The following is a 21,019-nucleotide window of genomic DNA, read 5'->3' on the forward strand; positions in this document are numbered from 1 at the left end:
GTTCGGGAGAACACCGCCGGGAGCTATCGACAACGAGGGCGCCTCTCGACGCACACCTGCGGGCTCAAGCCGGTGGTCCGAGAGAGAGATCGGCGATCCGCGGCCGTGGCATGCCGTCGCCAGGCTGCCTTTCCACCATGCTGCTCAGGGCGCGACGCGCCATCGACGAGCCGTCTGAGCCCGCTGGGAGAGCATCACCGACACGAGGGCAAGGATCACCACCCCCGTGTTGGCGGCGAGGGTGCCCGCCCAGGTCGTCGGCGGGATGCCGAGGGTGAAGCTGGCGGCGTTGAACACCGTGTGGGTGAGGATGCACAGGAGCACCCCGTTCGTGCCCGCCACCCGGAAGATCGCGCCGTAGAGGAAGCGGAACGCCATGACCTGGACCGCGAACATCCAGAAATCGATCTGACCGGACTCGTGGTTCGTGCCGGGGATGAAGAAGAGCGGCACGTGCCAGAGGAGCCAGACGATCCCGACCACCAGCGAGGACGGGACGAACCCCCACCGCCGATCGAGCCCGGGTTGCAGCGCGGTCATCCAGCCGGCCTCCTCCATGCCGCCGATGACGAGGTTGCCCGGCAGGGACAGGAAGAACATGAACCACGGGAGCGCGTGCGCGGAGGGGCCGGAGACCAGCAGGTGGAGCGCGAAGTACAGGGCGAGCGCGGAGAGGGCGAGCAGAAACCCCGCGGGACGGCCACGGACGGCGAAGACGAGCCACAACCACTCCCGGAGGCCTGAGACCCTGCGGTTCGCTCGCAGGACGACGTAGGAGGCGATCGCCGGCGAGAGGATGTAGAGCGCGAACGGCACGTTCGCCAGGAGCTCGGGAACCGTGGTGACGACGTTGTTCACCTCGTAGCCGAAGCGGGCCGCCACGATCAGACCGCCGGAGAGCCCGTAGGCGATCAGGAACGTGAGCGTCACGAACTGGCGAGCGATCCGTGCGTCCGTCACCCCGCAACGATAGGGCCGGCACCGAAGGCGGACGCCGCTCGTCCAGGAGCGCGGCACGACGTGGGCGCGAGGGGCCCGGACTTCAGCCGCACGTCGTCGGTGGGCACGGTCGTCCGGTCGCTGCTGCGGACGAGGTGCGGTCGGGACGGCGGGTCGTCGTCCGCCGTCAGCCCGCGACCGCCATGCGCGCGAGCGCCTGGACGGCGCGCTCCGTGACGACCGCGAGCGACGCGCCGACGTGGTGGTGCAGGGCGGTGCGGGCCTCGGGGAGCCGGTCGGCGAGCACGAGCTCGAGGATCCGGACGTGCTCGTCGACGGTGCTGCGGACGCGCTCGTCCTCGACGAAGTCGTACCGCCGCACGGCGCGCACCTTCTCGTTGACCTCCACGAGCGCCTCGGTGATCCGCTCGTTCCCGGCCGCGCGGGACAGCGCCGTGTGGAATTGCTCGTCGAGCAGCACGAAGCCGGGGTCCGGTCGGGGAGGTGCGGCGCGGAGCTCGACCCACCGCGCGAGCTCGGCGCGCAGCACGTCCGTGTCGTGGCGCAGCCCCGGGTTCTCGATGACGCGGTCGATCCCTCGGAGCTCGAGGGTCGCGCGCAGCTCGTCGAGGTCGCGCAGCTCGGCCAGGCTCGGCACGACGACGGCGTACCCGAAGTCGGTGCGCTCGACGAGTCCGTCGGACAGCAGGCGGGACAGCGCCTCGCGCACGGGGGTGCGTGAGACGCCGAACCGTCGGCCGAGCTTGGGCTCGGTGAGCCGTTCGCGGGGGTCGACGCGCCCGTCGAGGATCTCGCCCCGCAGGCGTGCGTACACGGCGTCGCGCAGCGAGGTGGTGGCTCGTTCCGACGCGGTGACGACGTCCGTGCGGGCGCCCGGGTCGTCGGCCCGGGCCCCGGCCCGTGCTCTCACCGTCCGCACGCGCCGTGCCGTCGGTCGCCGCCGGTGGCCACCCACCGCCCCGCGAGCACGGTGCCTACACCGCCATCGCCGCGCGCACGCTGTGCTCGGCGGCCTCGCCGCCCGCGCCGCGGCTCGTCACGCGCCCGGACTGCAGGACGACGTAGTCGCGTGCCGCGCCGAGCGCGAACCCGACGTGCTGCTCGACGAGCAGCACGGACAGCCCGCCCGCGTCGGTGAGCGTGAGGATCGCGTCCTCGATCTCCGTGACGACGGACGGCTGGATGCCCTCGGTGGGCTCGTCGAGCACGAGCACGCGCGGGCCGGTGAGGAGGGCGCGCGCGATGGCGAGCTGCTGGCGCTGCCCGCCGGACAGGAGCCCCGCCCGCCGGCCGAGCAGCCCGCGCAGGGCGGGGAACAGGTCGAGCGCCTCGTCGAGGCGGCGCGGCCCCTCGCGCGACGTGTCGGCGACGAGCTGGAGGTTCTCCCGCGCCGTGAGGTCGCCGAACGACTGCTGCCCCTGCGGCACGTACGCGAGACCGCGCCGCACGCGCTGGTGGGTCGGGAGGCGGGTGAGGTCCTCGCCGTCGAGCACGACGCTCCCCGACCGGGCCTTGAGCAGCCCGAGCGCGGTGCGCAGGAGCGTCGTCTTGCCGGCGCCGTTGTGCCCGAGCACGGCGGCGACGCCGCCGGTGGGCACGGTGACGTCGACGCCGTGGAGCACCATGGTCCGGCCGTAGCCGGCGTGCAGGCCCGTGAGCTCGAGCATCACGCCTCCTTCTCGTCGGTCGTCGTGGCCGACGACGTCGGCGCAGCGCCCCGTCGTCGGGCGCCGCGGGTCGCGCCCGCGCTGCCGAGGTAGACCTCCTGCACGCGCGGGTCGGCCTGGACCTCGGCGTACGTGCCCTCGGCGAGCACCTGCCCGAGGTGCAGCACGGTCACCGAGGATGCGAACGCCCGCAGGAACTCCATGTCGTGCTCGACGACCACGACGGTCCGCTGGGCGCCGATGCGTCGCAGCAGCTCTCCCGTCTGCTCGCGCTCGGCCTGGCTCATGCCGGCGACGGGCTCGTCGAGGAGCAGCAGCCGCGCGTCCTGGACGAGCAGCATGCCGATCTCGAGCCACTGCTTCTGCCCGTGCGCGAGGATCCCCGCCTGGACGTCGCGCAGGTGGGCGAGCCCGACGGTCTCCAGCGCCTGCTCGACGGCCGCGGGGGTCGAGGACCGGCGGCGCAGCAGCGTGAGCGGGCCCCGGCCGGCGCCGGCCGCGATGTCGAGGTTCTGCAGCACGCTCAGCTCCTCGAAGACGCTCGCGGTCTGGAACGTGCGCCCGACGCCCGCCCGCGCGATGCGGTGCGTCTTCTTCCCGAGGAGCTCGACGCCCCCGAACTGCACCGAGCCGGACGCCGTGGCGAGACCGGTGATCGCGTCGACGATCGTCGTCTTGCCCGCGCCGTTGGGCCCGATGAGGAAGCGCAGGTCGCCCGCGGTGACGGTGAGGTCGACGCCCTGGACGGCGACGAACCCGTCGAACTCGACGCGCAGCCCCCGGACCTGGAGGTAGTCGTGGCGGAAGCGCGAGTCGTCGACGCCGAGGACGGCCTGCGCGGCCTCCAGGTCGAGGCCGTCGCCCGCGACGCCGGTCTCGAGGACGGCAGCGCCGAGCGCCTTCAGGTCGGTCGCCGTGGCCGCCGCGTCCGCGGCGGGCTCGGTGGGTCGGGTGGTCATGCGGTCCTCCCGGTGGTCGCGGGGTCGTGGTCGACGGCGGTCGTCCCCGCGGTGGCCGACCCGCCCGCGGTGGTGCCGCCGCCCGGGCGAGCGTCCTCCGAGGCGGCGTCGCCTGCCGGGGTGGGGCCGCCGTCGGGCACGGGGGTGGCGCGCGACCGGCGCCATCGCGTGAACAGCTCGGCGAGGCCGCCGGGCAGGAACGCGACGACGAGGATGAACAGCGCGCCCTGCGCGTAGATCCAGCCGGACGGGAACGTCTCGGACAGGCTCGTCTGCGCCCAGCTCACGGCGACGGACCCGAGCACCGGCCCGAGCAGGGTGGCCCGGCCGCCGATCGCGACCCCGATGAGGAAGCCGATCGAGGGCACGACCCCCACGTCGGCGGGCGAGACGATCCCGACGATCGGCACGAACAGCGCACCGCCCACGGCGGCCATGAAGGCGGCGACGGCGTACGCGACGACCTTGACCTTCGCGGGGTCGTAGCCGAGGAACCGCACGCGGTTCTCCTGGTCGCGCACGGCGACGAGCAGCTCGCCGAACCGCGACACCATGAGCTGGCGCGCGACCGCGACCATGACGAGGAGGGCCCCTGCGGCGAGGAAGAAGAGCATCCGCTTGTTCACGGGGTCGGCGAGGTCGTACCCGAAGAACGAGCGGAACCCGTTGAGGCCGTTGGTGCCGCCCGTCGTCGCCTGCTGGCCGACGAGGAGGATCGCGAACGCGGCGGCGAGCGCCTGCGAGAGGATCGCGAAGTACGCGCCCCGGACGCGTCGCGTGAAGACGGCGAACCCGAGCAGCGCGGCGAGGCCCGCGGGCACGACCGCGATGGCGAGGAGCGTCACGACGGGCGACCGGAACGGCTCCCACCAGCCCGGGACCTCGCCCGAGCCGTAGAGCATCATGAAGTCCGGGACGCCGTCCGGCCCGGCGTCCGCGAGCTTGAGGTGCATCGCCATGAGGTACGCGCCGAGGCCGAAGAACACGCCCTGGCCGAGCGTGAGCATCCCGCCGCGGCCCCACGCGAGCCCGATGCCGACGGCGACCATGGCGAGGCACAGGAACTTCCCGAGCAGGCCGAGCCGGAACGTGGACAGCGTCGCGGGCGCGACGGCGAACAGCAGGACCGCGGCGACGGCGAACCCGACGACGACGCGGGCGCGCGACGAGCGGTACAGGGCGGCGAGCCGCGACGGGCTCCCGGTCGTGACGGCGGTCATGCGAGGCTCCTCGTCCGGACCGACACGAGGCCCTGGGGTCGCACCTGGAGGAAGACGACGATGACGACGAACACGAGCACCTTGGCGATGCTCGCCGTCGTCGAGTACTCGAAGGTGGCCTGGAGCAGCCCGAGCGCGAACGCGGCGACGACCGTGCCCTTGATCTGCCCGATGCCGCCGGCCACGACGACGAGGAACGCGTCGACGACGTAGCTCGTCCCGAGCGTGGGCCCGATGGACCCGAGCAGGGTGAGCGCGACGCCCGCGATCCCCGCGAGACCCGAGCCGACGAAGAACGTGAGGCGGTCCGTCGCGCGGGTGGAGACCCCGCTCGCCTCGGCGAGGTCGCGGTTCTGCACGACGGCGCGGATCCGCCGCCCGAGCGGCGTCACCTTGAGCACGACGGCCAGCGCGACGACCGCGACGACGGCGAGCGCCAGGATGAACACGCGCGTCCTCGGGACGGCGAGGCCGAACAGGTCGACGGCGCCGCTCAGCCAGGCGGGGGCACGCACGTCGACGTTCGGGGCGCCGAACACGTCGCGCGCGACCTGCTGGAGCACGAGCGCGACGCCCCAGGTCACGAGCAGGGTGTCGAGCGGCCGCTTGTACATGCGGTGGATGAGCGTCGCCTCGAGCAGCAGGCCCAGCAGCCCGCCGACGAGGAACCCGAGCGGCAGCGACACGAGGAGCGAGAGCCCGGCGTTCCCGACGACCCCCTGCACGACGAACGCCGTGTAGGCGCCCGCCATCATGAACTCGCCGTGCGCCATGTTGATGACGCCCATCTGACCGAACGTGAGCGCCAGCCCGAGGGCGGCGAGGAGCAGGACCGAGCCGAGGCTCAGGCCCGCGAAGAGCTGCGAGAACAGCACGTCCATGGGCGTTCGTGCCTTCCGGTGGGTGCGGAGGAGGACGGGTGACGTGACCGCCGAGGTGGGGGGCGGGGGTGCGCGTGCCGGGTCGTGGCGGGTCTGGCCGAGGGAGACTCCGTAGTGAGCTTGCGAACGGAGGAGGATCCCGACCGAGAACACGGGAGCCCGCGAGGAACGAGCGGGCGGATGGTAGACCCGGCACGCGCACCCCCGGTCCCCACCGGACTCAGCGGGTCGGGAGCGACGAGGTCGTCAGGAGAGGCCCTCGGCCCAGTCGTAGCCCTCGAGGTACGGGTCGGGCTCGATCGGCTCGCCCGAGCTCCACTCGGTGTAGATGAGGCCGTCGGGGCCGATCTTGCCGATGAGCGCGGTCTTGGCGACGTGGTGGTTGTCCCCGTCCACGGTGACGGAGCCCTCCGGCGCGTCGAAGGTGACGCCGTCGGCGGCCTCCTGGACGTCGGCGACGTCGAACGACTCGGCCTTCTCGACCATGCCCTTCCACAGGTAGAGCGACGTGTACGCGGCCTCCATCGGGTCCGACGTCACGCGGTCGGCGCCGTACTTCGCCTGGAACGCCTCGACGAACGTGGTGTTCTCCGGGCTGTCGATGGTCTGGTAGTAGTTCCAGGCCGTGAGCTGGCCCTCGACGTTCTCGATGCCGACGCCGCCGACCTCCTCCTCGGCGATCGACACCGACACGACGGGCATCGTGTCCGGGCCGAGCCCGGCGTTCTTGTACTCCTTGAAGAACGCGACGTTGGAGTCGCCGTTGAGCGTGTTGAACACGGCGTCCGCTCCGGCGGACCTCACCTTGTTGACGATCGTGGAGAAGTCGGTGTGGCCGAGGGGCGCGTACTCCTCGCCGAGGACCTCGATGCCGTGGGCCTCCGCGTAGGCGTTGATGATCTTGTTCGCGGTGCGGGGGAAGACGTAGTCGGAGCCGACGAGGAAGATCGACGTGACGCCCTGCTCCTCGAGGTAGTCGAGCGCGGGGACGATCTGCTGGTTCGTCGTCGCGCCGGTGTAGAAGATGTTGGGCGACGACTCGAGGCCCTCGTACTGGACGGGGTAGAACAGCAGGGAGTCCTGCGCCTCGAAGACGGGGAGCATCGCCTTGCGCGACGCGGAGGTCCAGCCGCCGAACACCGCGGCGACGCAGTCGCTCGTGATGAGCTTCTCCGCCTTCTCCGCGAAGACGGTGGGCTCGGACTGCCCGTCCTCCTGGACGATCTCGAGCTGCTTGCCGAGCACGCCGCCGTCGGCGTTGATCTCCTCCGCCGCGAGGGCGAGCGAGTCGGCGACGGTCTGCTCGGAGATCGCCATCGTGCCGGAGAGCGAGTTGAGGAAGCCGATCTTGACGGTGTCGCCGGAGGTGTCGACGCAGCTCTCGGCGGCGCTGGTCGTGGAGCCCCCGCCCTCGCCGGCCTCCGTCCTCGCGCCGCACGCGGTGAGCGTGAGCGCGAGCGCGACGAGGGCGGCGGCCGGGGCGAGACGGGTCGTGGCGCGTGAAGGTGTCACGAGGGTCCTTTCAGCGGGTTCTCACAGCGGGGTTCTCGGCGGGTGCCGACGGCTGCCGGACGGGCGGCCGCTCCTCGCGGGCTCCGGGTACGGGCGCGTATACGGCCGTGCGCCCTGCGCGGTGCCCACGGTCGTCGACGCTAGTGACGGCGTGTTTCGGGTGTTCTGCCCGGGTTGTTAACGGGGCGTGTCAGGCAGTCACGATCCGGTCACGCCGACCCGGGCGGTGCGACGGCCGGCGGCGCGCAGGCCCGCGCCCAGCACGCCGACGGTCAGCGCGACGACGAGCACGACGCCGACGAGCCCTGCGACGCCGACGAAGATCCCGCCGACCTCGCCGTAGTCCGCGAGGGGTGCGCCCGCGAACGCGTGGTCGCGCGCTGCGTCGGCGAACCCGACCGACTCGGCGGTCGCCTCGAGCCCGTCGGGCGTCGCCGCGGCAAACGACGACACGACGACGGCGGCGAGCAGCGCCCCGGTGCCGAGGGCGAGGACGGCGCGCCGCACCGCGGCGAGGGGGGCGGACGGCGCGAGCGCCGGGGCCCGGCGGCCCTCGACGGCCGCGGCGCCCGGCGCGACGGCGAGCACGAGGCCGACGACGCCGGCCGTGATGAGCGCCTCGCCGAGCCCGACGAGGAGGTGCACGCCGAGCATCTGGCCGACGAGCTCGCCGACCGGGACCGGCACGGTCCCGCCGACGGCGAAGAGGCCTGCGAACACCGCGGCGGACACCGGGACGCTCACGAGCGCGCCGGCGCCGGCGGCGGCCGCGGCGCCCCGGCCGCGCGTCGCGCGGAGCACCCCGCGCGTCACCGCCCAGCCGACGAGCGTCCCGACGACGGCCATGAGGAGCACGTTCGTGCCCAGGGCGGTGAGCCCGCCGTCGGCGAACACGAGCGCCTGCACGAGCAGCACGGCGGTCACGGACAGGACGCCGAGCCACGGCCCGACGAGCGCCGCCGCGAGCGCCCCGCCCATGAGGTGCCCGCTCGTGCCGGCGGCGACGGGGTAGTTGAGCATCTGCACGGCGAAGACGAACCCGGTCGTCGCGGCCGTGAGCGCGACGCGCCGGGGCGTGAGGTCCTCGCGTGCCCGGTACGCGGCGTACCCGACGGCGGCGAGGGACACGACGGCGGTGGTCGCCGACGTGGGGTCGTCGAGGAAGTGGTCGGGGACGTGCATGTCAGGCTCCTGTCGTCAGCAGTGCGGTGCGGTGGTCGGGGAGGCCGAGGTCAGGGAGGCCGCGCGTGGCGCGCGCGGCCGCCGCCCAGGCGGTGACGACGCCGTCGGTGCCGGCGTCGTGGGTGCTCGCCCCCAGGTGGCGGACGACGGCGCCCGGGCCGTCGAGGTCGAGCCACAGGGGGCCGGACGGGGCGGCGGCGTGCGCCGCGGGCGGCCGGGCGCCCAGGCACAGCACCGAGTCGACGACGCGGGCGTCACCGAGGATCCCGGGCAGCGCCCGGTCGTCGCCGAGGTCGAGGTCCTCGACGAAGAGCTCGCGCGCCTGCCGGGGCGTGCCCCCTGCATCTGGTGACTCTCGCGGGGCCCCGGTCTCGTCGGTGGCCCGGGTGCGCGAGCGCAGGCGCCCGCCCCGCTCGCCGGTCCGGCCGAGCACGAGCGTCTCGCGGAGCAGCGCGACGGCGCTCCTGCCGAGGCGCACGTCGGTGCGCCGGTCGACGTCGGCCCCGTCCGCGACGACGAACGGCAGCGCGTCCCAGACGAGGAGGCCGTCGTCGTCCACCCGGACCGCGACGTCCCAGGACGCGGACCGGCCGCGCCCGGCGTACGCGACGGTGCCCGACACCTCGACGAGCTCGACCTCGACGCCGCGCCCGACGTGCACCTCGACCCGGACGCGGTCGCCGCCCAGGAGCAGCGCGCGCGTCGCGACGAGCGCGATGCGCACCGTCGTGGGGCTCGCGGACAGCACGCGCGGGCTCAGCGCGCCGGGGCGCAGGTCGCAGCGCACGCGGCCGCCCTCGCGGTACGCCCCGACGCGCGTCACGTCGTCCACGTGCGGCCCGTCGCCCGGGGTCAGCCGCGCCCGGGCGCGGTCACCGGCTCCGCGGCTGCGGCGTCGTGCTCGTAGGCGGGGGAGTGGCCGTCGTGGGCGGGCGCGTGGTCGTGCGGGGCGTCGCCCTCACCGTGGGTGTGGAGGAACCCGCCGCCGTCCTCGTCGGCGTGGAAGTGGGGCGCCATCGGGCCCGGGTCCTGCGGCACGTGCGCACCGGCCCGGTGCGCCGCGAGGAGCGTCTGCACCCACGTCGTGAGCGTGTCGATCGACTCGCGGTCGAGGCGCGAGAGCGCGAGCACGGGGGCGCCGTCGCGCGCGGCCGTCGCGTCGAGGACCATGCGCGGGACGTCCACCCCCACGTACGGGGCGAGGTCGGTCTTGTTGACGACGAGCAGGTCAGCCCGGGCGATCCCCGGTCCGCCCTTGCGCGCGACGTCGCCGCCCCCGGCGACGTCGAGCACGAAGATCTGCGCGTCGACGAGCGCGGGCGAGAAGGTGGCGGTGAGGTTGTCGCCGCCGGACTCGACGAGCACGACGTCGAGCGGCGCAAAGTCCTCCTCGAGGTCCTCGACGGCGAGGAGGTTGGCGGTGACGTCGTCGCGGATCGCGGTGTGCGGGCACGCGCCGGTCTCGACCGCGCGGATGCGCTCGGGGTCGAGCACGCCCGCGGAGCGCAGGAACCGCGCGTCCTCGTCCGTGTAGATGTCGTTGGTGATGACCCCGAGCCGCAGCACCTCGGACAGCTCGCGGCACAGGAGCGCGATGAGCGAGCTCTTGCCGGTGCCGACGGGGCCGGCGACGCCGAGGCGCAGCGAGCGGGTCGTGGGGGTCGTGGCGGTCGGGGCGTCGGGCAGGTTCTCAGGCACTGAACAGCCTCTCGGTGGTGCGGGCGTGGGTCTCGGCCCACTGCTCGACGAGCGGTGCGCCGTGCGCGGGGATCGCGCGGGGGTCGGTCAGGGGGGCGACGTCGTGGGCGAGCGCGTCGATCGCGGCCTGGGACGCGACGACCCAGCCCGTCGCGACGACCGGGTCGACGGGCTCGAGCTTGAGCGTGGCCGCGGCGACGGTCTGCACGTCCTCGTACCCGACGAGGCGCGCGACCTGCAGCGCGGACAGCCCCGCGCAGGCGGCCGTCACCCCGAGCACCAGGGGGCGCGGGGGCTGCGGCGCCCGGCGGCCCGACGGCGGTCGGTCGCCCGGACCACCGCGTCCCTCGTCCGCTGGGCGCGCGGCGGCGACGAGCGCCGCCGCCGCGTCGAGCGCGGCGACCGCGGGGTGCCCCGCCCACAGGCGGCGCAGGAGCCGGAGGTAGCCCCGGCCGAGCCGCTGCGACGTCTCGCGGAGCGCGGGCGACGGCGTCCGCGCCGCCCACGCGACCCAGGTGTCGGCGAGGGCGACCGCGACGGGCGGGGGGCCGTCGTCGGGCGCGAGCGCCGCGTGCCGCGCGACGACGGCGGTCGCGGCCTCGGTGCGCGTGACGGTGGCCAGGCGGGCGCGCACGTAGTCGGGGACGTGCGCGGCAGGCATCCCGGCGCGCAGCGCGGGCTCGAGGCCCGCGGACTGCGTGTGGCCGCCGGTCGGCAGCCGCGCGTCGGCGAGGAGCGCGAGCATGAGCTCGGCGCGCCCGTCGGCGTCGTGGCGGGGGAGGGCGTCCATGTCAGAACAGCGAGTAGAGCTGCGCGAGGGGCAGCCGGTCGGCGGGGGCGGGCACGACGAGCTCGCCGTCGACCTCGATCGCGAACGACTCGGGGTCGATGTCGATCCGGGGCAGGTAGTCGTTGTTCCGCATCTGGGCCTTCCCGACGTCGCGCGTCCCGGCCACGGGCAGGAGCGTCCGGGCCAGGCCGAGCCGCTCCGCGAGGCCGTCGTCGAGCGCGGCGGGCGACACGAACGACACGGACACGTCGGCCCCGATCGCGTCGGCGAGCGCGGGCCGCATGAGCACGGGCTGCGGCGACGGGATGGACGCGTTGGGGTCGCCCAGCGCGCCCCACACGAGCGCCCCGCCCTTCATGACGACGCTCGGCCGCACGCCGAACAGCTTCGGCTCCCACAGCACCAGGTCGGCGAGCTTGCCGGGCTCGACGGACCCGACGTGCGCGTCGATCCCGTGCGCGACGGCCGGGTTGATCGTGTACTTCGCGACGTAGCGCCGGGCGCGCAGGTTGTCGGCCGGCAGGACAGGACCGGGGGCGCCGCCGGGGATCGGGCCGCGCCGCGCCTTCATGACGTGCGCCACCTGCCACGTCCGCGTCACGACCTCGCCGATGCGCCCCATGGCCTGAGCGTCGGACGACGTGATCGAGATGGCGCCGAGGTCGTGCAGCACGTCCTCGGCGGCGATCGTGGTCCCGCGGATGCGCGACTCGGCGAACGCGAGGTCCTCCGCCACCTGCGGGTTGAGGTGGTGGCACACCATGAGCATGTCCAGGTGCTCGGCGACGGTGTTCACCGTGTGCGGGAGGGTGGGGTTCGTCGAGCCGGGGATGACGTTCGGGTGGCTCGCGACGGTGAGGATGTCGGGCGCGTGCCCGCCGCCCGCGCCCTCGGCGTGGAACGCGTGGATCGAGCGGCCGCCGATCGCCCGGAGGGTCGACTCGACGAACCCCGCCTCGTTGAGCGAGTCGGAGTGGAGCGCGACCTGCAGGCCCCAGTCGTCGGCGGCCCGGAGCGCGGCGTCGATCGCCGCGGGCGTGGACCCCCAGTCCTCGTGCACCTTGTAGCCGCCCGCGCCGGCCATCGCCTGCTCGCGCAGACCCTCGGCGCTCACGGTGTTCCCCTTGCCGAGCAGCAGCACGTTCACGGGGAGCCGGTCGAGCGAGCGGTGGATCGCCTCTAGGTGCCAGGCGCCGGGCGTGACCGTCGTGGCCTTCGTGCCCTCGCTCGGGCCGGTGCCGCCGCCCGCGACCGTCGTGATGCCCGTGGCGAGCGCCTCGACGACCTGCGACGGCGAGATGAGGTGCACGTGCGAGTCGATGCCGCCCGCGGTGAGGATCCGGCCCTCGCCGCTCACGACGTCCGTGCTCGGGCCGATGTGCAGGTCGGGGTGCACGCCGTCCGCGATGTCGGGGTTGCCCGCGCGGCCGAGCGCGACGATCCGCCCGTCGCGGACGCCGACGTCCGTCTTGACGACGCCCCACCAGTCCAGCACGACGGCGTTGGTGATCACCGTGTCGAGCGCGCCCTCGGCGCGGGTCGTCGTGCCCTGGGCCATCGACTCGCGGATCGACTTCCCGCCGCCGAACACGACCTCCTCGCCCCCGAAGGTGCGGTCCTCCTCGACCTCGATCCACAGGTCCGTGTCGCCGAGGCGCACCTGGTCGCCCGTCGTCGGGCCGTAGAGCGCGACGTAGCGCTCGCGGGAGATCGCGACCATGCGTCAGTCCTCCTCGGGTGCGGTGGGGTCCAGGGCGCCGCCGTCGGGCTTGCCGCGCTGGAGACCGGGGACGCGTCGTCGGCCGCGCAGCGCGACGGCGTGGACCTCGGCGGACGCGCCGGGCTCGAACCGCCGCGACGTGCCGGACGGCACGTCCAGCCGGAAGCCGTGCGCCGCCGCGCGGTCGAGGTCGAGCGCCGCGTTGGCGTCGGGCAGGTGGAGGTGGGAGCCGATCTGCACGGGCCGGTCGCCCGTGTTCGTCACGACGAGGGTCACGCGCTCGTCGTCCGAGCGGTCGGCGTTGAGGACGAGCGGCACGTCCTCCGCGCCCTCCCGGAGCCGGATCGCGCCCGGTCCCGAGGTGCTGATGCCTGCCATGCCTCGCCGTCCTCTCGTCGTGCGTCGCGTCGCCGGGACCGGCTCAGGCGATGGGCTGGTGGATGGTGACGAGCTTGCGCCCGTCGGGGAACGTCGCCTCGACCTGGACGTCGGGCAGCATCTCCGCGACGCCCTCCATCACCTCGTCGCGGCCCAGCACGGCGCGCCCGGAGACCATGAGCTCCTCCACGGCGGCCCCCTCGCGGGCCCGCTCGATCACCCACGTCGTCAGGAGGGCGACCGTCTCCGGGTAGTTGAGCAGGACGCCGCGCTCGCGCCGGTCGCGGGCGACCATGCCCGCGACGGCGAGCAGCAGCTTCTCGGTGTCGGCGGGCGTCAGGTGCATGGCGGCGATCCTGTCGCGCCCGCGTTTCCGGTGTGTATACCCCGCGTTATACGTTCGTGTACCCGCTCCGCGCGGGCCGCCGCCCGCCACGCCTCCGCCGTCGTGCGCCGGCTCCGGGCGAGCCGTTGACCCCTGCTCGACCGAGGGCTACTCTCTCCGCCCCCATTCGGAAAGTTCGGCCGAAATTTCGGGGCCGCGACACGAAGGAGTGCCTGATGAATGGATCGACCGACCGCGCGTGCGAGACGACGCGGCGCCGACGCAGGGCGACGGGCCTCGTCGCCGGTGGGCTCGTCGGCGGGCTGGCGCTCGCAGCGGGACTCGCCGTCCCGGCCGCGGCCGAGAGCGCCCCGCGCACGGCGAGCGTCCCGGCGACGGTGACGCCCGCCGTCGGGCAGCCCGCCCTGACGGGTGCGCAGCGCGCGACGCTGGAGACGTACCTGGAGGACACGTACACCTCGCTGGAGGCCATGACCGACGAGGAGACCGGCCTGCCCGCGGACAACATCGAGGGCGACCTGGACCCGGCGTCGAGCAGCGCGTACACGTCGCCGACGAACATCGGCGGCTGGCTGTGGTCCACCGTCGTGGCGCGCGACCTGGGCCTGGTCGACGAGGCCGAGGCGCGCGAGCGCCTCGCGACGACGATCGACACGGTCGCGTCCCTCGACCGGCACGACGCGAGCGGCATGTTCTACAACTGGTACGACCCGGCGACGGGCGACCGGGTCGAGACGTGGCCGGACGACGGCAACCCGGTGCACCAGTTCCTCAGCTCGGTGGACAACGGCTGGCTCGCCGCGGGCCTGCGCGTCGTCGCGGAGGCGGAGCCGAGCCTCGCGGAGGAGGCGCTGGCCGTCTACGACGGCATGCACTTCGGTGCGTTCTACAACGCGGAGGCGCGGCCGGACCTCGGCGTCGGGCTGCTGCGCGGCGGGTTCTGGGACGAGGAGCCGCCCGGGTGCTCGGTCGCCGGGGACTACCTCGGCACGGGGACCGACGTCTACTACACGTGCCACAACTACGACACGACGGTCTCGGAGACGCGCATCGCGACCTACCTCGGCATCGCCGAGGGCGAGGTGCCGCCGGAGGCCTACTACGCGAGCTACCGGACGTTCCCGGACACGTGCGACTGGTCGTGGCAGGAGCAGAAGCCGATCGGCGAGACGCGCGAGCACCTCGGCGTCCCGGTGTTCGAGGGGGCGTACCGCTACCGCGACCTCGCGGTCGTGCCGGGCTGGGGCGGCTCGATGTTCGAGGCGCTCATGCCGGACATGCTCGTCCCCGAGGCGGAGTGGGGCCCGACGTCGTGGGGCGTCAACCACCCGCTCGTGGTGCGCGCGCACAAGGAGCACGGCCTCGACGAGGCCGGGTACGGGGCCTGGGGCTTCTCGCCCGCGAGCAAACCCTTCGGCGGGTACGCGGAGTACGGCGTCGACGCGATCGGCCTGCGCTCCGACGGCTACCTGTCCGACGGCGAGACCGACGTCGACCTCGGCTTCGAGGGCTGCCGCGAGGCCACGAACCCGGCGCCGGAGTTCGGTGACGGCGTCGTGACGCCGCACGCGTCGTTCCTCGGGCTCGCGTACGACACCGAGGGCGTGCTCGACAACCTGGCCCACCTCGCGGACGACCTCGACGCGTACGGGCCGGGCGGGTTCTACGACTCGGTCGCGGTCCGCTCGGGCACGGTCGCCGAGCGCTACCTGTCGCTCGACCAGGCGATGATCGTCGCCGCGATCGGCAACGTCCTCGACGACTCGCGCCTCAAGGACTACTTCGTCGACGACCGGCTCGAGCAGGCGCTGCGCCCGCTCATGGAGGCGGAGACGTTCTCGGCCGTCGCCGACCTCACGCCCGGCGTGGGCGCCGACGTCGAGGTCGAGGCGCGCTGCCTCGGCAACCGGGCGGCCGTCGCGGTGCGCGCCACCAGCACGTCCGACGGCCGCACGACCGTCGAGCTCGCCACCCCGTACGGGACGCGGTCGTACGACGACGTCGCCCCGCACCGCAGCACCTACCGGGCGTTCTCGGCGCGCACGGCGGAGATCCCGTCGGGCACCGCGACCGTGACGGTGACGTCCGACGACGGCGCGACCGTCCAGGAGCTGCCGTACCGCTACGCGGGCGTCTCCTGCGGCTGACCCCACGCACCGCGGCCGACCGCCGTGCCGCGCGCGTCAGGCGCGCGGCGCGGCGGTCGACGCGCGCACGACGAGGCTCGTCGCGAGCTCCGTGCGCAGGGTGCGGCCGCTCGCGCTGCGCGCCCGGTGCACGAGCGCGACGGCCGAGGCGCCCATCTCGACGAGCGGCTGGCGCACCGTGGTGAGCGGGGGGTCGGTCCAGGGCGCGACCGGCAGGTCGTCGAACCCGACGAGCGAGACGTCGTCCGGCACGGAGCGACCCGCCTCGCGCAGCGCCCGCAGCGCGCCGAGCGCGGTGTCGTCGCTGCACGCGAAGATCGCCGTCGGGGCGTCGTCGAGGGCGAGCAGCCGCTGCGTCTCCTCGTAGCCCGCGGCGACCCCGTAGGTGCTCAGGCGCACGAGGTCGTCGTCGACGGGCACGTCCGCCTGGATGAGCGCGGCGCGGTAGCCCGCGAGGCGGGCGAGCGCGTTGTCCTGCTCGGGGACGCCCGTGATCGTCGCGATCCGTCGGTGCCCCAGGGCGAGCAGGTGCGCCGTCGCCTCGAGCGCGCCCTGGAAGTTGGCCGCGCCGACGCTGAGCACGTCCTCGGGCGGACGGCGGCGCGGGTCGACGACGACGAGCGGCACCCCGGCCGTGGCGAGCGCGGCGCGCGCCTCGGCGTGGGGCACGGCGACGACGCTCACGAGACCGTCCGTGCCCCGGGCGAGCGCGTGCAGGACCCACGCCCCGCAGTCGTCGGGGTCCAGCTCGACGGACAGGACGACGTCGAGCCCGAGGCGCCGCGCCTCGGCCACCGCCCCGCGCACGACCGCCTCGGACCACGGGCCCTCGAAGTCGACGATCCGGACGTCGACGAGCCCCGTCCGCCGGGACGTGGGGGGCCGGATCTCGTAGCCGTGCCGCCGCAGGACCTCCGCGACCCGTTCGCGCGTCGCCGCCGAGACGTCCGGGCGCGCGTTGAGCACCTTCGACACCGTGGGGACGGACACCCCGGCGTCGGCCGCGACCCGGGCGAGGGGGACGCCCTGCCGACCCGGCTGCGACGCTGCCATCCGAGCCCTCCGTCCGTCGTGCGACCCGCGGCCGGTCCGGCCGGGGGAGCGTGCCCCGACTCCGGATCGTAGCGAGGCCCCGGGTCGCGACCGGGCCTGGCACGGACGACGACGGCCCGGCCGGGACCGCGAGGTCCGGACCGGGCCGCCGTGCGTGCGGTCAGTCGTCGAGCGAGACGGTCCCGCGGGCGACGCCGCCGAGCCAGCCGAGGCTGGGCTTGGGCGTGCGCTCGAAGGTCTCCGGGTCCCACGCGACGAGCCCGAACGTCGGGGCGTACGAGCCCCACTCGTAGTTGTCGAGCAGCGACCAGTGCAGGTAGCCGAGCAGCGGGAGGCCCGCCTCCATCTCGGCGTGCAGCGCGCGCAGGGCGTCGCGCGTGTAGTCGATGCGGCGCGCGTCGTCCGCCGTCGCGATGCCGTTCTCCGAGACGAGGACCGGCAGGCCGGTGATCTCGTGCCCGAGGCGCGCGGCCTCCGCGATGGCGGCCGGGTAGTACTCCCACCCGGTGAGCGTCTTCTCGGAGTCCTCCGGGGCGGGCAGCGGCCCGTCCACGGTGATGCGCGTGCGCGTGTAGGCCTGGACGGCGACGAAGTCGTCGCCGCGCGAGGCCTCGAGGAAGACGGTCTCGCGCGGGTAGGCGTACTCGCGCAGGACCTCCTCGGCGCCGGGGTCGGCGAAGAACTGCTGCGGCGCGACGGGCCACCCGACGGGCACCCCGACGGTCCGCACGAGCTCCACGGCCCGGCGGTGCGCGGCGATGAGGTGCTCGGTCGCGACCGGGTCGGGCGCGTGCATCGTGCCGGCCTGGAGCTGCTCGGTGCCCTTGGCGGCCGTGATCATCATCGCGAGGATGTTCGGCTCGTTGATGGTGAACACGTGCGACGCGCGGTCGAGCAGCGGCAGCACGTGCTCGACGTACCGCGCGAACCGCTCGACGGACCGCGGGTCGGTCCAGCCGCCGTCCTCCGCGAACCAGCGCGGCGACGTGAAGTGGTGCAGCGTGACGAGCGGCGTGACCCCGTGCTCGAGGCAGCAGTCGATCATGCGGCGGTAGTGGTCGACCTCGGCCCGCGAGAAGCGGCCCTCGGCCGGCTCGATGCGCGCCCACTCGATCGAGAACCGGTACGAGGTGAGCCCGGACTCGGCCAGCAGCCGGATGTCGTCGGCGTACCGGTGGTAGGAGTCGGCGGCGTCGCCCGACGGCTCGGCGAGGGTCGAGGCCGGGTCGACCTCGCGCGCCCACCAGTCGCTGTTGACGTTGTTGCCCTCGATCTGGTGGGCCGCCGTGGCGGCGCCCCAGACGAAGGACTCGGGGAAGGTGATCGACACAGGCTCTCCTCGTCGGTCGCCGGTCACTTGATGCCGGTCATGGCGATGCCCTGCACGAAGTAGCGCTGCAGGAACAGGAACAGGATGAGGATCGGCGTCACGACGAGCACGGACCCGGCCATGAGCAGGCCGTAGTAGGTGCCGTTCGAGCCGACCGAGTACAGCGAGAGCGCGACGGGGAGGGTGTACATGTTCTCCGTCTGCGCGACGACCAGGGGCCACAGGAAGTTGTTCCACGACCCGAGGAACGTGAGGATGCTCAGCGTCGCGAGCGGCGGCCCGCACTGGGGGAGCACGATCCGGAAGAAGACCCGGAACTCGCCCGCGCCGTCGATCCGGGCGGCCTCGATGAGCGCGTCCGGGATGCCGAGCACGAACTGCCGCATGAGGAACACGCCGAGCGGGCCGGCGAGGAACGGCAGGATGAGCGCCGGGTAGGTGTTGACGAGCCCCATGTTGGACACGAGCACGAACATCGGCACGAGCGTGACGACGCCCGGGACCATGAGCGTGAGCATGACGAGCGCGAACAGCACCTTCTTGCCGGGGAACTGCATCTTCGCGAGGGCGTAGCCGACCATCGAGCAGAAGATGATGTTGCCGAGCACCACGACGACGGCGACGACGATCGAGTTGGTGAAGTACTGCCCGTAGTTGAGCTGGGACAGCCACCGCTCGTAGTTGTCGAGCGTCGGGTTCTCGGGCCACCAGGTGATGGGCCGCTGCAGGAGCTCGCCCTGCGTCTTGAAGCTGCCGAGCGCCATCCAGATGAACGGCATGAGCGTCAGGAGCAGCCCGACGACGAGCGCGGTGTACGTGGCGCCGCGCGACCAGCGGACCGGGCGTCGCGGCCGACGGCGCGGCGCGTCCTGGGGGGCCGACGTCGCGGAGGGGGTCCGCGAGGACGTGACGGTCATGTCAATCAATCCTCCTTCGACCGCAGCAGGCGGAACTGGACGGCGGCGAGGGCGGCGATCAGCGCGAAGAGCACGTACGCGGCTGCGGAGGCGAACGCGTAGTTGCCGTACCCGAACTGGTTGTAGACGTAGTAGCTGATGGTCAGCGTCGAGTTGACCGGGCCGCCCTTGGTCATGACGAAGGGCTCCTCGAACACCTGGAGGAAGCCGACCGACAGCAGCACCGCGCCGAGCAGCAGCGTCGGGCGCATCAGCGGGACCGTGATGGAGCGGAAGCGCCGCCACGAGCCGGCGCCGTCGACCTCGGCCGCCTCGTAGACGTCGCGCGGGATCGCCTGCAGGCCGGCCAGGAAGATGATCATGAGCGTGCCCATGTTGCGCCACGCGGCCATGAGGATGATCGACGGCATCGCCCACGTGCTGTCGTTGAGCCAGTCGGGACCGTCGATCCCGACCCAGCCGAGCACGGTGTTGACGAGGCCCGAGTCCTGGAGGATGAACCGCCAGACGACCGCCACGGCGACGATCGACGTCACGACAGGCGTGTAGAAGCCGACGCGGAAGACGCTGCGGAACTTCTCGATGCCCGAGTTGAGCGCGACGGCCAGGGCGAGGCCGAGCACCATCGTCAGCGGGATGCCGACGAGGACGAAGTAGAAGGTGTTGACCAGCGCCTTGCGGAACAGCTCGTCCTGGAAGACGCCGGTGAAGTTCTCGATCCCGACGAAGTTCACCGCGAACGGGGTCTTGATGTCACGGATCGTGAGGTCCGAGAACGACATCCCGAACGACGCGAGCAGCGGCCCCAGCATGAAGACCGTGAAGACCGCGACGAACGGGAGCGCGAACAGCCAGGCGACGAGCGCTTGCCGTCGCCGGTGGACGGCGCCGGCCGTACGCCGGCGCCGTCCCTCGGTGGTGGTGGTCATGACTGACGGGCCCTGTTACCAGCCGAGCCCGAGCGTGTCGGCCTTGGCCTGGATGGCCTTCGCCGCGTCCTCGGAGGACACCTGACCGTTCGCGACCTTCTCGGCCTCGGTCTCGATGGTGGCCGAGAGCTCGTCCCAGCTCGGGACGGTCGGCGGGGCGATCGTGTTCTCGAGCTGCTCCTGGAGCACCTGGGTGCGGGGGTTCGAGGTGAGCGCCTCGTAGTCCCACGCGCTGTTCAGCGCGGGCAGGTCGCTCGTCGCGTCGAACCACGCCTGCTGCGTCTCGGGCTCGGAGAGCCAGCGGATCAGCTTCCAGGCGCCGTCGGCGTTCTTGGCCTCGGCGAAGACGCCGAGGTGCGCGCCGCCGATGTAGGAGTCGTTGTTGGCGGAGCCGGCGGGCACGGGCACGGTGGCCACGTTCTGCTCGACCCAGTCCTCGCCCTGGAGGTCGGCGAGCACGTTGACCATCCACGGGCCGGAGATGAACGCCGGGTCGGAGCCGTCGACGAACGCGCTGTTCTGCGAGTCGCCGTAGCCGGACAGCGGCGACAGGCCCTCGGTGAAGAAGGACGCGTAGTAGTCGAGCGCGTCGACCATCGCCTGGTTGTCGAGGTCGAACCCGTCGCCGGCCTCGTTGAGGACGGAGCCGCCGGCCTGCGAGTAGAACGGCAGGATGACCTGCGTCGAGTCCTCGGCGTCGCCCATCGGGAGCTGGAGGCCGTAGGTCGAGCCGTTGGCCTTCATGGCCTCCGCGAACGCGGTGAGCTCCTCCCAGCTGGTGGGAGCCTCGACGCCCGCGGCCTGGGCGAGGTCGGAGCGGTAGTACAGGACGCGCGTCTCGACGTACCACGGCACGCCGTACGCGACGCCGTCGGCGACGGTCGAGGCGGCGGCGCCCTCGACGAAGTCGTCGTTGTCGACGAGGCCCTCGGGGACGGGGGCGAGGCCGCCGGTCGCGACCATCGTCGGCATGAAGGACGAGCCGATCATGATCGCGTCGGGCACGGTGCCCGCGGCGACGGCGGTCTGGAACTTCGTCATGACGTCGGCCCACGGGATCGTGGTGACCTCGACGTTCGCGTCGGGGTTCTCCTCCGTGAAGCCCTGGACGAAGTCGGGCAGCTTCTCGCCCTCCTCACCCATCGCCCAGATCGTGATGTCACCCTCTGCGGGCGCGTCGTCCACCGTCGTGGTGGAGCCGGCGCTGGTCTCACCACCCGTGGAGTCGTCGTCCGCGCGACCGCACGCGGTCAGGGCCAGGAGTCCGACGACGCCGATGGCGACCGCCTTGCGTCCGAGCTTCATGAGCAATCCTCCTCATCGAGCAGTC

Annotated in this window: 20 protein-coding genes; 1 reads left to right on the forward strand and 19 read right to left on the reverse strand. The window is 73.4% G+C overall.

From position 1 onward, the window contains the following. Positions 1 to 144: 144 nt before the first annotated feature. From B8281_RS03990 to B8281_RS04055, 14 genes are all read right to left on the reverse strand, one after another. The gene (locus tag B8281_RS03990) at positions 145 to 960 is read right to left on the reverse strand and encodes a CPBP family intramembrane glutamic endopeptidase (RefSeq protein ID WP_043653599.1); all 816 of its coding nucleotides are present in this window, start codon (positions 958 to 960) and stop codon (positions 145 to 147) included. Positions 961 to 1,126: 166 nt separating this feature from the next. After that, positions 1,127 to 1,870: a GntR family transcriptional regulator gene (locus tag B8281_RS03995; RefSeq protein ID WP_081599916.1), complete on the reverse strand. Its 744-nt coding sequence runs from the start codon at positions 1,868 to 1,870 to the stop codon at positions 1,127 to 1,129. Between the two features lie 64 nt (positions 1,871 to 1,934). Continuing rightward, entirely contained in the window at positions 1,935 to 2,627 is a 693-nt protein-coding gene (gene urtE / locus B8281_RS04000) for an urea ABC transporter ATP-binding subunit UrtE (protein ID WP_043653601.1), read from the reverse strand. Continuing rightward, positions 2,627 to 3,586 carry an urea ABC transporter ATP-binding protein UrtD gene (gene urtD, locus B8281_RS04005; protein ID WP_081599913.1) on the reverse strand — a complete coding sequence of 320 codons (960 nt, stop codon included), beginning with the start codon at positions 3,584 to 3,586 and terminating at the stop codon, positions 2,627 to 2,629. The genes urtE and urtD overlap by 1 nt, the downstream gene beginning before the upstream one ends. Beyond that, positions 3,583 to 4,806: an urea ABC transporter permease subunit UrtC gene (urtC, locus tag B8281_RS04010; protein ID WP_085386974.1), complete on the reverse strand. Its 1,224-nt coding sequence runs from the start codon at positions 4,804 to 4,806 to the stop codon at positions 3,583 to 3,585. The genes urtD and urtC overlap by 4 nt, the downstream gene beginning before the upstream one ends. Further along, positions 4,803 to 5,687, reverse strand: a complete 885-nt coding sequence (gene urtB / locus B8281_RS04015) for an urea ABC transporter permease subunit UrtB (RefSeq protein ID WP_043653602.1) — start codon at positions 5,685 to 5,687, stop codon at positions 4,803 to 4,805. The genes urtC and urtB overlap by 4 nt, the downstream gene beginning before the upstream one ends. Positions 5,688 to 5,933: 246 nt before the next feature. After that, a complete protein-coding gene (gene urtA, locus B8281_RS04020; protein ID WP_043653604.1) occupies positions 5,934 to 7,199 on the reverse strand; it encodes an urea ABC transporter substrate-binding protein in 1,266 nt (421 codons plus the stop codon). A gap of 198 nt (positions 7,200 to 7,397) precedes the next feature. Continuing rightward, positions 7,398 to 8,381 carry an energy-coupling factor ABC transporter permease gene (locus tag B8281_RS04025; protein ID WP_085386975.1) on the reverse strand — a complete coding sequence of 328 codons (984 nt, stop codon included), beginning with the start codon at positions 8,379 to 8,381 and terminating at the stop codon, positions 7,398 to 7,400. A 1-nt stretch (position 8,382) separates the two neighbouring features. Further along, on the reverse strand, positions 8,383 to 9,213 hold the full coding sequence (locus B8281_RS04030; RefSeq protein WP_051028734.1) for an urease accessory protein UreD: 831 nt from the start codon (positions 9,211 to 9,213) through the stop codon (positions 8,383 to 8,385). 20 nt (positions 9,214 to 9,233) lie between these two features. Beyond that, positions 9,234 to 10,079 carry an urease accessory protein UreG gene (gene ureG / locus B8281_RS04035; RefSeq protein WP_198163140.1) on the reverse strand — a complete coding sequence of 282 codons (846 nt, stop codon included), beginning with the start codon at positions 10,077 to 10,079 and terminating at the stop codon, positions 9,234 to 9,236. Next, on the reverse strand, positions 10,072 to 10,869 hold the full coding sequence (locus B8281_RS04040) for an urease accessory protein UreF (RefSeq protein WP_171468615.1): 798 nt from the start codon (positions 10,867 to 10,869) through the stop codon (positions 10,072 to 10,074). The genes ureG and B8281_RS04040 overlap by 8 nt, the downstream gene beginning before the upstream one ends. Position 10,870: 1 nt before the next feature. Continuing rightward, on the reverse strand, positions 10,871 to 12,589 hold the full coding sequence (locus tag B8281_RS04045) for an urease subunit alpha (protein WP_043654665.1): 1,719 nt from the start codon (positions 12,587 to 12,589) through the stop codon (positions 10,871 to 10,873). A 3-nt stretch (positions 12,590 to 12,592) separates the two neighbouring features. Continuing rightward, on the reverse strand, positions 12,593 to 12,967 hold the full coding sequence (gene ureB / locus B8281_RS19705; protein ID WP_043654668.1) for an urease subunit beta: 375 nt from the start codon (positions 12,965 to 12,967) through the stop codon (positions 12,593 to 12,595). A gap of 43 nt (positions 12,968 to 13,010) precedes the next feature. Beyond that, positions 13,011 to 13,313, reverse strand: a complete 303-nt coding sequence (locus B8281_RS04055; RefSeq protein WP_043654671.1) for an urease subunit gamma — start codon at positions 13,311 to 13,313, stop codon at positions 13,011 to 13,013. A 215-nt stretch (positions 13,314 to 13,528) separates the two neighbouring features. Here B8281_RS04055 and B8281_RS04060 point away from each other — a divergent pair, with 215 nt between their 5' ends. Continuing rightward, a complete protein-coding gene (locus tag B8281_RS04060; protein WP_081599998.1) occupies positions 13,529 to 15,460 on the forward strand; it encodes a glucoamylase family protein in 1,932 nt (643 codons plus the stop codon). A gap of 36 nt (positions 15,461 to 15,496) precedes the next feature. Here B8281_RS04060 and B8281_RS04065 read toward each other — a convergent pair whose 3' ends face one another. From B8281_RS04065 to B8281_RS04085, 5 genes are all read right to left on the reverse strand, one after another. After that, positions 15,497 to 16,513 carry a LacI family DNA-binding transcriptional regulator gene (locus B8281_RS04065; protein ID WP_085386976.1) on the reverse strand — a complete coding sequence of 339 codons (1,017 nt, stop codon included), beginning with the start codon at positions 16,511 to 16,513 and terminating at the stop codon, positions 15,497 to 15,499. A 160-nt stretch (positions 16,514 to 16,673) separates the two neighbouring features. Continuing rightward, complete coding sequence (locus tag B8281_RS04070) at positions 16,674 to 17,843, reverse strand: glycoside hydrolase family 1 protein (RefSeq protein ID WP_034653879.1); 1,170 nt, start codon at positions 17,841 to 17,843, stop codon at positions 16,674 to 16,676. A gap of 23 nt (positions 17,844 to 17,866) precedes the next feature. Further along, on the reverse strand, positions 17,867 to 18,760 hold the full coding sequence (locus B8281_RS04075; protein ID WP_085386977.1) for a carbohydrate ABC transporter permease: 894 nt from the start codon (positions 18,758 to 18,760) through the stop codon (positions 17,867 to 17,869). 5 nt (positions 18,761 to 18,765) lie between these two features. Next, positions 18,766 to 19,689, reverse strand: a complete 924-nt coding sequence (locus tag B8281_RS04080) for a carbohydrate ABC transporter permease (protein ID WP_021481814.1) — start codon at positions 19,687 to 19,689, stop codon at positions 18,766 to 18,768. A 15-nt stretch (positions 19,690 to 19,704) separates the two neighbouring features. After that, the gene (locus B8281_RS04085) at positions 19,705 to 20,994 is read right to left on the reverse strand and encodes an extracellular solute-binding protein (protein WP_085386978.1); all 1,290 of its coding nucleotides are present in this window, start codon (positions 20,992 to 20,994) and stop codon (positions 19,705 to 19,707) included. Between the last annotated feature and the right edge of the window lie 25 nt (positions 20,995 to 21,019).

It is taken from the genome of Cellulosimicrobium sp. TH-20, from assembly GCF_002105775.1.
Taxonomy (GTDB): Bacteria; Actinomycetota; Actinomycetes; order Actinomycetales; family Cellulomonadaceae; genus Cellulosimicrobium; species Cellulosimicrobium funkei.

Coding starts and splice junctions, on each gene's coding strand:
- urtE (WP_043653601.1), bottom strand. CDS start 2,627: ATGCTCGAGCTCACGGGCCTGCACGCCGGCTACGGCCGGACCATGGTG.
- urtD (WP_081599913.1), bottom strand. CDS start 3,586: ATGACCACCCGACCCACCGAGCCCGCCGCGGACGCGGCGGCCACGGCG.
- urtC (WP_085386974.1), bottom strand. CDS start 4,806: ATGACCGCCGTCACGACCGGGAGCCCGTCGCGGCTCGCCGCCCTGTAC.
- urtB (WP_043653602.1), bottom strand. CDS start 5,687: ATGGACGTGCTGTTCTCGCAGCTCTTCGCGGGCCTGAGCCTCGGCTCG.
- B8281_RS04025 (WP_085386975.1), bottom strand. CDS start 8,381: ATGCACGTCCCCGACCACTTCCTCGACGACCCCACGTCGGCGACCACC.
- B8281_RS04040 (WP_171468615.1), bottom strand. CDS start 10,869: ATGGACGCCCTCCCCCGCCACGACGCCGACGGGCGCGCCGAGCTCATG.
- B8281_RS04045 (WP_043654665.1), bottom strand. CDS start 12,589: ATGGTCGCGATCTCCCGCGAGCGCTACGTCGCGCTCTACGGCCCGACG.
- ureB (WP_043654668.1), bottom strand. CDS start 12,967: ATGGCAGGCATCAGCACCTCGGGACCGGGCGCGATCCGGCTCCGGGAG.
- B8281_RS04055 (WP_043654671.1), bottom strand. CDS start 13,313: ATGCACCTGACGCCCGCCGACACCGAGAAGCTGCTGCTCGCCGTCGCG.
- B8281_RS04060 (WP_081599998.1), top strand. CDS start 13,529: ATGAATGGATCGACCGACCGCGCGTGCGAGACGACGCGGCGCCGACGC.
- B8281_RS04065 (WP_085386976.1), bottom strand. CDS start 16,513: ATGGCAGCGTCGCAGCCGGGTCGGCAGGGCGTCCCCCTCGCCCGGGTC.
- B8281_RS04075 (WP_085386977.1), bottom strand. CDS start 18,760: ATGACCGTCACGTCCTCGCGGACCCCCTCCGCGACGTCGGCCCCCCAG.
- B8281_RS04080 (WP_021481814.1), bottom strand. CDS start 19,689: ATGACCACCACCACCGAGGGACGGCGCCGGCGTACGGCCGGCGCCGTC.
- B8281_RS04085 (WP_085386978.1), bottom strand. CDS start 20,994: ATGAAGCTCGGACGCAAGGCGGTCGCCATCGGCGTCGTCGGACTCCTG.